8 protein-coding genes and 2 pseudogenes are annotated in these 11,681 nt (G+C 68.1%); 8 read left to right on the plus strand and 2 right to left on the minus strand.

Features of this window, described 5'->3' with window-relative positions; translation table 11 throughout:
* Positions 1 to 250 (minus strand): annotated as a pseudogene (locus H5395_RS19510) (IS3 family transposase); the annotation flags it as partial.
* Positions 251 to 608: 358 nt separating this feature from the next.
* Here H5395_RS19510 and H5395_RS13325 point away from each other — a divergent pair.
* Positions 609 to 1,746, plus strand: a pseudogene (locus tag H5395_RS13325) (leucine zipper domain-containing protein).
* Positions 1,747 to 1,931: 185 nt separating this feature from the next.
* On the opposite strand, the gene H5395_RS13330 reads toward H5395_RS13325, so the two are convergent.
* Positions 1,932 to 2,705: a FadR/GntR family transcriptional regulator gene (locus H5395_RS13330; protein WP_182793071.1), complete on the minus strand. Its 774-nt coding sequence runs from the start codon at positions 2,703 to 2,705 to the stop codon at positions 1,932 to 1,934.
* A 547-nt stretch (positions 2,706 to 3,252) separates the two neighbouring features.
* Between H5395_RS13330 and H5395_RS13335 the strand changes: the two genes are divergently transcribed.
* The 7 genes from H5395_RS13335 to H5395_RS13365 all read left to right on the plus strand — a co-directional run bounded on the left by H5395_RS13335 (position 3,253) and on the right by H5395_RS13365 (position 11,635).
* On the plus strand, positions 3,253 to 3,783 hold the full coding sequence (locus H5395_RS13335; protein ID WP_255440663.1) for a hypothetical protein: 531 nt from the start codon (positions 3,253 to 3,255) through the stop codon (positions 3,781 to 3,783).
* A 52-nt stretch (positions 3,784 to 3,835) separates the two neighbouring features.
* Complete coding sequence (locus tag H5395_RS13340) at positions 3,836 to 5,527, plus strand: L-lactate permease (RefSeq protein ID WP_182793073.1); 1,692 nt, start codon at positions 3,836 to 3,838, stop codon at positions 5,525 to 5,527.
* 55 nt (positions 5,528 to 5,582) lie between these two features.
* The gene (locus tag H5395_RS13345; RefSeq protein ID WP_370576456.1) at positions 5,583 to 6,416 is read left to right on the plus strand and encodes a (Fe-S)-binding protein; all 834 of its coding nucleotides are present in this window, start codon (positions 5,583 to 5,585) and stop codon (positions 6,414 to 6,416) included.
* Positions 6,417 to 6,418: 2 nt separating this feature from the next.
* Positions 6,419 to 7,840: a lactate utilization protein B gene (locus tag H5395_RS13350; protein WP_182793074.1), complete on the plus strand. Its 1,422-nt coding sequence runs from the start codon at positions 6,419 to 6,421 to the stop codon at positions 7,838 to 7,840.
* Positions 7,837 to 8,478: a lactate utilization protein gene (locus tag H5395_RS13355; RefSeq protein ID WP_182793075.1), complete on the plus strand. Its 642-nt coding sequence runs from the start codon at positions 7,837 to 7,839 to the stop codon at positions 8,476 to 8,478. Before H5395_RS13350 ends, H5395_RS13355 begins: the two co-directional genes overlap by 4 nt.
* A gap of 84 nt (positions 8,479 to 8,562) precedes the next feature.
* The gene (dld, locus tag H5395_RS13360) at positions 8,563 to 10,272 is read left to right on the plus strand and encodes a D-lactate dehydrogenase (RefSeq protein ID WP_182793076.1); all 1,710 of its coding nucleotides are present in this window, start codon (positions 8,563 to 8,565) and stop codon (positions 10,270 to 10,272) included.
* Positions 10,273 to 10,780: 508 nt separating this feature from the next.
* Positions 10,781 to 11,635 carry a DMT family transporter gene (locus H5395_RS13365; RefSeq protein ID WP_182793077.1) on the plus strand — a complete coding sequence of 285 codons (855 nt, stop codon included), beginning with the start codon at positions 10,781 to 10,783 and terminating at the stop codon, positions 11,633 to 11,635.
* Positions 11,636 to 11,681: the final 46 nt, after the last annotated feature.

Raw genomic sequence — 11,681 nt, forward strand, 5'->3', positions numbered from 1 at the left:
AGCTCGCCGCTCTTCGCGTGCAGCGTGCTCACGTCCACCGCCGATGCCGGATCCACCGCGGCCGCCCCCCCGCGCCCCGGACACCCCGGAGGCGCCGTCCAGGCGCTGCCTGCGCTACTGCGTGGCCTGGGTCCGGATGCACGTCGAACTGCCCGGCCAGTCCGGCCAGCGTCTTCCTGCCCCTGATGGCGGCCAGCGCTGCCTGCGCCTTGAAAGCCGGGCGGTGGTTCCGGCCCGGTCGTCTGCTCATGGCCTCTGCCCGCCCCCGGCATCATGCCGAGGTCGCCCGGATGATCCACTCAACCCCCCTGTACAGATTGCCCGAGCCGGATCTCCTGACAGCATCAACCCGGCGTATTTCTTGCGCTAGGTAGAAAAGGTCGCCTGGCTGCTTCCCGTCTGTGCAATGCGCGGACTGCGGCAAACCTCGTCGACGGCCGTGCAGCCCTCCGCGTGCTTCAGCACAAAGGCGATCTGGGCCTCGCGAGCGTCCGCACGCAGGGCCGCAACGAACGCGGCGGCGTGCTATCCCTTGCCTGCCCCCAAGGTCAGCTTCGGGTCTGTCCACTTAACCTTCTTCCCTACTTTTTTGGGAAGGGGGAAGGGTCATGGATCAGCCGACAAAGGCTCTGTTGCCGCGGAAGCAGGATGCTGACACGAAGCTGGCGCAGCACCGTCTGAGTGTGCTGGAACTGGCGAAGCAGTGGGGAACGTCGCCGAGGGCTGTCGGCAGCAGGTCTTGATCGGACCAGCTCCTACGAATGGAAATGGCGGTTCCCGACGCAGGGCGTCGAGGGCCTGAAGGACCTGCCGCCGTTCCACAAGAACCACCCGCAGACCACACCACCGGAGACGATGGAGCGTATCCGGACGCTGGCACTGGCGCATCCGGCTCATGGCTGCAACCGGTTCGAGGTATGAGGAGGATCAGAAAACAGTCCGGTGGACTGTTTTCCCGATAATCGGCTGGCGCTGGTGGGCATCCGGGTCTCGGCAATCACTATCCAGAAGATCCTCAACAAGAATTGGCTGGGCAAAACCTCCGATCGCTGGCTGGCCTTGGAGCAGGCCAATGCCGAGAAGGCAGTCGGCCTGACCCCGGAGCAAGCCGCCTTTATCGAGAAGCTCAATCCTTGGTTCCGCGAGCGCCATGTCGAAAGTTCCGCGCGCCGGGCGAGTTGCTGTCAGCCGGGACATTTTTTCTCGGCAACATCAGAGGGATCGGCCGCATCTATCTGCACGCAGTCGTTGACGACCATGGCTCTTGCGCCTTCGGCTTCCTTCATGTCTCCAAGCAGCCTGAGGCCGCCGTGGCGGTGCTGCACGATGACATGCTGCCATTCTGTCGCAATCTGGATCTGCCGGTCGGGGAGGTGCTCACCGACAATCGCCGCGAGTTCTGCAGGACCGAGCGGCATCCTTACGAGTTCCATCTCGACATCAACAGCATCGAGCATCGCAGTACCAAGCTCCGGACACCCCGCACCAACTGCTTCGTCGAGCGATTCAACAGCCATCCTCGACGAGTTCTTCCGCGCAGCCATGCGCGACAACTTCTACGATAGGGTCGAAGCACTCCAGGCCGATCTCGATGCCTGGCTTGTCCACTGCAGCATCGGACGACCGTATCTTGGCTACCGCAACATGGGCCGCCGACCGATCGAGACCGTCATGTCATTCGCAAGCCAAGAAGGTTACGTGGACAGGCCGGACTTGAGCTTTCCGCCACACACAAGTGCGGGATGAATGGCGGCATGCCATAGGCCCTCGGTTCGGAAAAGAATCCCCCCGATCACGGTTGCCTCAGGCAGGGTCACCCCCGCCTTCGGCATCTTTTCATCCGCGCGTTCCTGTGGTGCACTGCTGCAGGAAAGCTGTCAGGGCCATTCGCCCGAACCCGCAACATCCAGGTGGGACCGGGCCGCCCGCGATCACTCCGCCGAGTTGAGCCGCATCCGGGCGCGGCGCTCGCGGCGTTGCGCTTTCCGGCCAAGGCGGATCGACTGCCCGACGAAGTCCAGGTGATCGCGGGCGGCTTTGTCGGCTAGGACTGCATCGCCCGCCTCGATCGCCGAGATGATCCCGAGGTGCTGGTCCAGCAGCTTGCGTCCGGTGCCGTCGATGCTGCGCAGCAGGTCGCGGTTGTAGAAGATACCCCGCCGGGTCAGGTCGAAGACCGAGGCCATCATGTGGATCAGCGTGGTGTTGTGGCTGGCGTCCACGACCGCGCCGTGCAGCCGGAAATCGGCTTCCCGCTCGGCCTCGCAATCCTGGGCGTCCCAGGCGGCCCGAAGCTCGTCCCGGATCGCGGACAGGCGTTCCTTGTCGGCCGCCGTTGCGCGCCGGGCGGCAAGACGGGCGGCGAAGGCCTCCTGCTCGCGACGATATTCCAGGTAGTCGTGGAACGCCTCGCCGTGGCGCGCATAAAGCGCCAGCATCGCGGGCGACATCGCCCGCCCGGTAAGCTCGGCGATATAGGTGCCGTCGCCGTGGCGCACCGTCACGAGGTTTCGGCTTTCGAGAACCTGCAGGGCCTCGCGCAGCTTCGGACGCGAGACATGGAAGGCCTCGGCCATCTCGCGCTCGGACGGCAGGCGGGCGCCGCCCTTCAGCACCCCGTCCACGATCATCGTCTCGATCTTTCCCACGACCACCTGGACCACCGATTCGTGGTCGATGGGTTCGAAAACATCCACTGCGATCATCGGTCTGCCCTCTCAGGCTGTTCCGAGGGTAATGCCTGGCAATAATATTAACCTCAGGAATGTCAGGTTCAAGCGGCAGAAAAATTTTAACAACCATCTGTTATGGAATGATTTTGGAATGATGATCTTTGTATCAAGGCTCCAGAGCAGCTTCAGCACACTCAAAAGCTCGCTCATTGATGCGGGAGAGCGGACAAAAACATTTGACCGGACCGAGAGGACAATAATATGGACCTCTCATGACAAGTTCACTGTTGCACGCCGGGAGGGGCGGTCAAAGGGAGCGGGGGGATGCCGATCATACCCAGCAGGATACCTGTGCCTTGCAAGCGCGGCTTCAGGGGGTTCGCTTGCAAAGAAGCCCTGAGGCTGGCCGCGCACGGCCCCCGACCGCACTGCCCGCTCCGTTGAGCAGGAGGGATCGCCGCCTCTGCGTTTCATGGTTGAGCAAAGGGCAGATCAAGAGGACAGACTATCACGAAATCGTTTGCGCGCGGAAAGGCTCCGCGTAGGCTCAGGTCATGTCTCGGCAAAAGGACGGCGCAGAATGACCACGACCGTCACTGCCCCGGCGGCCCCGCCACCTGGCGGGGGCCTTTGGGAAGCCGCCACCGCTGCGCCTCCGCACGGCAGGCCCTGTCCCCTCCTGCGCCATCCCCTGCATCCGCCTGACAATCCTTCAGCCACGGGAAACATGATGGAGGACCGGACTTCTGACCCCAAAGCCGCCCGGGTCGGCGCGATCGAAACCCCGTCCGGGGCCGGGGGCCGCAGGATCGGCAGGGGCGTGCTCCCCCTGGCCGCCTTGGGCCGCTCGACGTCGCCGGGCCGGTCGGAAGGGATCGCCAGGGTCATCTTCGACGAAGCCGATGACCGGGCGATCGGCGCCTCGATGGTGGGGCCGAGCGCGGGCGACCTGATCGCCGCGGCGGCGCGAGCGATCGGGACCGGCGCGCACGCGGTGGACCCCGGCTGCAGCATCCACCCTCGCCCGACGCCGAGCGAGACGGTCAACCTCGTCGCCGGAACCACCGGGGACGCGGCCGCCGACCTGAACCTGCCGAAGAGACGGTCGTGACCCGCCGCGCCCATCAGCCCCCTACCCTCAACCCCAAGCGAAGGAACGCTTCATGGTCTGGTCGCAAGTCTACGACCCACTCGGAAACATCTGGCTGTCCAGCCTGTTCGCCGCCCTGCCGGTGCTGGTCCTGCTCGGCGCCATCGGCATCTTCGAGGTCAAGGCGCATATCGCGGCCCTGCTGGGCCTCGTGACGGCGCTGCTGGTCGCCATCATCGGCTTCGGCATGCCGGCGGACCTCGCGGCGATGTCCGCCGTCTACGGCGCGGGCTTCGGCCTGATGCCGATCGGCTGGATCATCCTCAACGTCATCTTCCTTTACCAGCTCACCAACGAGAAGGGCGAGTTCGACGTCCTGCGGCGCTCGATCCGCAGCATCTCGGACGACCGGCGGATGCAGGTGCTGTTCATCGCCTTCTGCTTCGGCGCCTTCTTCGAGGGCGCGGCAGGCTTCGGCACGCCGGTGGCGGTGACCGCCGCCATGCTGATGGGCCTCGGCTTCTCGCCGCTCTCCGCCGCGGGCCTGTGCCTGATCGCCAACACTGCCCCCGTCGCCTTCGGCGCGCTCGGCACGCCCGTGATCGCGCTGTCGGCCGTGACCGGGCTGGACCTTTATGAACTGTCGGGGATGATCGGCCGCCAGCTTCCCTTCTTCTCGCTCATCGTGCCCTTCTGGCTGATCTGGGCCATGGTCGGCTTCCGCCGCATGGCCGAGGTCTGGCCCCCGATCCTGGTCGCCGGCGTCTCCTTCGCGGTGCCGCAGTATCTGGTCTCGAACTTCCACGGGCCCTGGCTGGTGGACATCGTCGCCGCCATCATCTCGATGCTCGCCCTCGCGGGGTTCCTGCGGGTCTGGCATCCCAAGAGGCCAATGACCGAGGCGCCGCGCGACTGGTCCTCGGCGCATGTGGAAGAGGCGGCCGAGCGCCCGGAAAGCGCGATCTCGCGCAACGCGGTGCTGCGGGCCTGGATGCCCTGGGCGATCCTGTCGGTCTTCGTCTTCATCTGGGGGATGCCGCAGGCCAAGGCCTTCATCGACTCGATCTGGAGCCTGCGGGTTCCCGTCGCCGGCCTGCATGAGCTGGTGATGAAGGTGCCCCCGGTATCGCCCGAGCCCCATCCCGAGGCGGCGATCTTCAACTTCAGCATCCTGTCGATGACCGGCACCGGCATCCTGCTTTCCGGCATCGTCTCGGGCTTCCTGCTGGGCTATTCGCCCGCGGGCCTGGTACGGATGTACGGGCGCACGATCTACATGATCCGCTTCTCGCTGCTGACCATCGCCTGCATGCTGGCGCTCGGCTATGTCACCCGCTACTCGGGCACGGATGCGACGATGGGCCTCGCCTTCGCCCATACCGGATGGTTCTATCCGCTGTTCGGGACGCTGCTGGGCTGGCTGGGGGTCGCCGTCACCGGCTCGGACACCGCCTCGAACGTGCTGTTCGGCGGGCTTCAGAAGGTCACCGCGCAGCAGCTCGGGCTGAACCCCGTGCTGATGGCCGCGGCCAACTCGTCGGGAGGCGTGATGGGCAAGATGATCGACGCCCAGTCGATCGTCGTCGCCTCGACCGCGACCAAGTGGTACGGACACGAAGGCTCGATCCTGCGCTACGTCTTCTTCCACTCGATTGCCCTTGCCGTCCTTGTCGGCCTGCTGGTCATGGCTCAGGCCTATATGTGGCCCTTCACCGCGATGGTGCCAGACATGGCCACGGTTGCCCCGGCTGCCGCCGGCCACTGACAGCCAAGGGTCCGGCGGTGCGCTGCCGGACCCCCCAGCCATTGGGGAGAGCGCCATGACCACGACGAAGCAGCGACCGCCGGCGCGGACAGGCCCGGCGGACAGGGGCACCGCCCCCATGCCGGCAAGGCCCGGGGGCCCGCGCGTCGGCCTGTTCGTGACCTGCCTTGTCGATGCCATCCGGCCGGGGATCGGCTTTGCGGCCATCCAGCTGCTGGAGGAAGCGGGCTGCCGGGTCGAGGTGCCGCAGGCCCAGACCTGCTGCGGCCAGCCGGCGCTGAACAGCGGCGACGACAGGAATGCGGCGGACCTGGCGCGGCGGACCATCGCCGCCTTCGAGGGTCATGACTACATCGTGCTGCCCTCGGGGTCCTGCGCCGGGACGATGGTGCACGCCTATCCCGAACTGCTGGCGGGCGACCCGGAATGGGCGGCCCGCGCCCGCGACTTTGCCGGGAAGACCCACGAGATCACCAGCTTCCTGGTCGATGTCATGCGCTACCGCCCCGAAGGCCGCCGCCTTGACGCGACGGCCACCTATCACGACAGCTGCGCGGGCCTGCGCGAGTTGGGCATCGCCGCGCAGCCGCGCGCGCTTCTCGCCTCGGTCGAGGGGCTTGAAATGCGGGGGCTTGAGGGCAACGACATCTGCTGCGGCTTCGGCGGCACCTTCTGCGTGAAATATTCCTCCATCTCGAACGCCATCGTCACCGAAAAAGCCGAGGCGATCGAGCGCACCGGGGCCGACCTGCTGCTTTCGGGCGACCTGGGCTGCCTGATGAACATGGCAGGCAAGCTGCACCGGCGCGGCGCGAAGACCCGCTGCTTCCACACCATCGAGGTTGTTGCGGGCCGCGCCGACGGTCCCGCCATTGGCGAGGAGGGTTGACCATGAACGCAGCGCAGGCAGGCTTCAAGGAACGCGTGAACGCCGAGTTGGAGAACGCCGCACTGAAGATCGCCATCGACCGCACCACCGGCAACGCCGTGCGCAAGCGCGCCGCCGCCGTCGCGGCTTTCCCCGAATTCGAGGCCGCCCGCGCCCGCGGCAAGGAGATCAAGGACCACGTCATCGCCCATCTCGACCATTACCTCGAGGTGTTCGAGCGCAACGCCACCGCCGCCGGGGCGAAGGTCCATTGGGCCGCCGACGACGCCGAGGCCCGCGCCATCGTCACCCGCATCTGCCTTGAGGCGGACGCGAAGCTCGTCACCCGCGCGAAATCCATGCTGGGCGAAGAGATCGGCCTGCCCCATGCGCTGGCCGACGCCGGGATCGAGCGGGTCGAGACGGACCTGGCCGAGCACATCATCCAGCTTGCGGGGGAACGGCCCTCGCATATCGTCTGGCCCGCGATGCACCGCACCCGCGAGCAGGTGGCCATCCTGTTCAAGGAAGCCCATCATCCGCCGCCCGCCGCCGACGACCCTGCGACCATGGTGCAAAGCGCGCGGCGCGAGTTGCGCGCCAAGTTCCTGGGCGCCGACATCGGGATCTCGGGGGCGAACTTCCTGGTCGCGGACACCGGCGCCACCTGCACCGTCACCAACGAGGGCAACGCCGAACTGACCACCACGCCGCCGCGTATCCATATCGTGACGGCGGGGATCGAGAAGCTGGTGCCGTCCACCGCCCACGCCTTCGCGCTGCTGCGGCTTCTGGTCCGGTCGGCCACGGGCGGCGAGATGACGCAATACACCACCTTCCACTGCGGACCCAAACGCCCCGGCGACGCCGACGGCCCCGAGGAGATGCACATCGTCCTGGTGGACAACGGCCGCACGCGGATGCTGGCGGACGAGTTCCGCCCCATGCTGCGCTGCATCCGCTGCGGCGCCTGCATGAACCATTGCGTGGTCTATCGCCAGATCGGCGGCCACGCCTATGGCGGGACCTATCCCGGACCCATGGGCGCGGTGCTGACGCCGGTGCTGGACGGGCTGGCGCAATCCCGCGACCTGCCCCATGCCTGCACCATGAACGGCCGCTGCGCCGAGGTCTGCCCGGTCGAGATCCCGCTGCCCACGCTGCTGCGGGCCTGGCGCACCCGAAGCTGGCGCGAGCGGCTGGAGCCCCGGACGGTCCGCGCGGCCCTCGGCCTCTGGGCGATGGCAGCGCGGCGGCCGGCGCTTTACCGCCTGGGCAGCCGCATCGGCGTGCGGGCGCTGCGGCTGTTCGGACGTCGCGGCTGGATCGCCAGCCTGCCGCTGGCCGGCGGCTGGACCGCCTATCGCGACCTGCCGCGCCCTTCGGGGCGGACCTTCATGGAACAGTACCGCGCCGAACAGGCCCGGAAGGAAGGCCGCAGATGACCGCCCGCGACCGCATCCTTGCCGCCATCCGCGCCGCCCGCCCGGCGCCCCTGCCCCCCGTCGAGGCCATCGCCGCCGAGGCCGCCGCCCTGCTGGAGGCGCCCGAGAGCGTCCGCCCCCGGCCTGCCGAACCGGTGCTGGCGGCCGAGTTCGTGCGGAAGGCCTCGGCCCTCGGCACGAGTTTCGACCATCTGCCCGACAGGGCGGCGATCCCGCTGGCGGTCCGCCGCTATCTGGACGGGCATGGCCTGCCGCCGGCGCTGGCGCTGCAGCCGGTCCCGGCGCTCGCCGCGCTCGACTGGACGGGCGTCGATGCCCATGACGCCGTCGCGCCGGATCAGGCGGCAGCCCTGGGGCTTGCCCTCTGGGGCATTGCCGAAACCGGGTCGCTGGTCATCCATTCCGGGGCGGAGGCGCCGGTCCTGCTGTCCTTCCTGCCCTTGCACCACATCGTCGTGCTCGAGGAACGCAGCCTGCTGCCCCATCTCGAAGACTATGCGACGCGCATGGCGGGGCAGCCGCAGCCCCGCAACGCCATCCTCATCACCGGCCCCAGCGGCACAACCGACATCGAGGGCAGCTATGTCCGGGGGGCGCACGGCCCCGGATTCCTGCATGTCCTCATGATCGGCGGCTGAGGCCGGCACCGCCTTTCATCTGCATCCCGGCCCCCTTGCGTCCGGGCTGCCCTGTCATCGCCGATCCGACCGGAGGTCACGATCATGACGCAGCGTTCCCCGACAGACTTCAGGCCAGACCCCCCTTCCCTCGAACCCGGCCCGGCCTTCCTCGACGCGCTGCGCGCGGTCGTGGGGCCGCGCCACGTCCTGACCCGGCCGCAGGATACCGAGCGCTTCCGCATGGGATACCGCTCTGGCGGCGGCGAGGCCGAGGCGGTGGTCCGCCCCGGCACGCTGCTGGAACTGTGGCAGGTGCTGCAGCTTTGCGTGAAGGCGGGACGGATCGTGATCGCGCAGGCGGCCAACACCGGACTGACCGAGGGCTCGACGCCCAAGGGCACCTATGACCGGCCCGTGGTCATCGTGAACACGCTGCGGCTGTCGCGGATCGACACGATCCTCGACGGCGCGCAGGTCGTCTGCCACGCGGGGGCGACGCTTTACGACCTTGAACGCAGGCTCGATCCCCTGGGGCGCGATCCCCATTCGGTGATCGGATCAAGCTGCATCGGCGCCTCGGTCGTGGGCGGGGTCTGCAACAACTCGGGTGGCGCGCTGGTGCGGCGCGGACCGGCCTACACGGAACTGGCGCTGTTCGCCCGGCTGGAGGCGGACGGCAAGCTGCGGCTGATCAACAACCTCGGGCTGCGGCTCGGCAACGATCCCGAGGCAATCCTGCGCCGCCTGGATGCGGGCGAGATCCGGCCCGGGGACGTGGACCCTCGGGCGGGCGCGGCATCCGATCACGGTTATGCCGAACGCATCCGCGACGTGGATGCAGAAACGCCCGGCCGCTTCAACGCCGATCCGGGGCGACTCTACGAGGCCTCGGGCTGCGCCGGGCGGCTGGCCGTCTTCGCGGTGCGGCTGGACAGCTTCCCGCGCCCTGCCGCGGCCGAGGTCCTTTATGTCGGCACCAACGACGCGGCGGCGCTTGCCACCCTGCGCCGGCGGCTGCTGACCGAACTCGACCCGCTGCCGATCGTGGGCGAGTATATCCACCGCGAGGCCTGGGACATGGCGGCCCGCTTCGGCCGGGACACGCGGCTCTTCATCGAGTGGTTCGGCACCGCCCGGATGCCGGTGATGTTCGCGCTGAAGGGCTGGGCGGATGCGCGCCTGCGGAAGATCCCCCTGACCTCGGACCTCAGCGACCGCTTGCTTCAGTTCGCGGGCCAGCTTGCGCCGGGCCGCCTGCCCCGCCGGATGCGCGACTTCCGCAACCGTTTCGAGCATCACCTGATCCTCAGGGTGGAAGCCCCGTCCGACCGGGCCGAGCGCATCCTGACCGAAACAGTGGGGACAGACGGCTGGTTCCGCTGCACGCCCGCCGAAGGGTCAAAGGCGATGCTGCACCGCTTTGCGGTGGCAGGCGCCGCTGTCCGCTACGAGGCGATGAACCGCCGCCGCACCGGGGGACTGGTGGCGCTGGACGTGGCGCTGCGCCGCAACGACCGCGACTGGATCAAGCCGGTGCCGCCGGAATGGGCGGACAAGGTCGCGGCGACCCTCTCTTATGGCCACTTTCTGTGCCACGTCTTCCATCTGGACTATGTGCTGAAGAAGGGCGCCGATCCGACCGCCTTCAAGAAGGCCATGCTGGCGATGCTGGACGCCGAGGGGGCCGAATATCCTGCCGAGCATAACGTGGGGCATCTTTACCACGCCAAGCCTCAGCTTGCCGCCTTCTACGAAGGCCTTGATCCGCTGGCGCGCTTCAACCCGGGGATCGGCGGCACGCGCCGCTCCTGAAGGCTGCCGCCGGTCCCGAAGGGCTCGCTCCGGTGCCCTCATACCTTCGGCGGGACGGCTGTTCCGTCCGGTCTGTTCCCGCGCCGGCCTGCGGCGAGGCGGCAGCGACGACCGGGCGCGGGCCTATCCGGCCGGCCGGGCGCATCGGGCCACCTGTCTGCGGCCCCGGCCTGTCCTGCCCCTCTACATCAACGCCTGCTGTCCCCGGGATGCCGGTCGCCGCTGCCATCCGGCCCGGATCGGCGGACCGGAGCGAGGCGCGGCCCGGCATGTCACGCCTTCATGGCCGTGTCCCGACACGCGGGCTTCATCATTGCCTTTCTTCCGGGTATCTGGCGGAGCAATGTTCTGAACCTGCCTGCAAGCTCAGGTCTCTGCCCATGGGCCTGCCGGCCCCCGCCCTGCATCGGCGGGCCTGGCAGGCTTGCATCAGCAAGGGATGCGGGGGTTCCGATCCGGCCTTGCGCGCTGCCGGATAGCGCGCCGATGCGGACTGAAGGAAATGCCGATGCAGACCCCTGCGCCCCTGACGGTTCTTGGTCTTGTCGCCCTTGCCACCACGGCGATCGTCTGCGGCGACACCGCCGGCAAGCTGCTGACCGAGGCGGGGGTGCAGCCGCTGTTCGTGGCCTGGTCGCGTTTCGCGCTCGCGGCCCTGCTGCTGGCTTGGGTGCTGGGTCTGCGGCCGTCCGGCTTGGGGCGCCTGCTGGACTGGCGGCTGATCCTGCGGGCGGGTCTGATCGTCGGCGCCATCGCCTCGATCCTGACCGCGCTTCGGACCGAGCCCATCGCGAACGTCTTCGGCGCCTTCTTCATCGGCCCGATCGTGGCCTATGTGCTGTCGGCCCTGCTGCTGGGCGAGCGCGTGTCCTGGGCGCGCACGGTGATGCTGGCGCTGGGATTTGCCGGCGTGCTGCTGGTCGTCCGGCCCGGCGGCGAGATGGGGACCGGCATGATCTTCGCGGTGATGGCGGGCACGCTCTACGGCTCGTATCTTGCCGCGACGCGCTGGATGACCGCCTTCTATCCGCCGCCCTTCCTGCTGGGATCGCAACTGGTGATCGGGGCGGTGCTGCTGCTGCCTGCGGGCCTTGCCGACATTCCGGCAAGCGCCGACCTGCGGATCTGGGTGCTGGTGATCGTCAGTTCGCTCGCCTCTGCCTTCGGCAACTATCTGCTGGTGGTCGTGAACCGGACGACGCCGGCGACGGTCTCGGCGCCCCTCATCTATTTCCAGCTGATCGTCGCCACCGTGATCGGGTTCCTCGTCTTCGGCGACTGGCCGGAACCCCTGGCGCTGCTCGGCCTCGCCGTGATCTTCGCCTCGGGTGTCGGCGGCCTGGCGCTGGCGCCCAGGCGCTAGGGGCAGAGGGACATCAGGCCGGGGACCTTTTCGTTGTGCCCGGCGC

The sequence above is a fragment of the Paracoccus sp. MC1854 genome (genome assembly GCF_014164635.1).
In the GTDB taxonomy this organism is placed as follows: Bacteria; Pseudomonadota; Alphaproteobacteria; order Rhodobacterales; family Rhodobacteraceae; genus Paracoccus.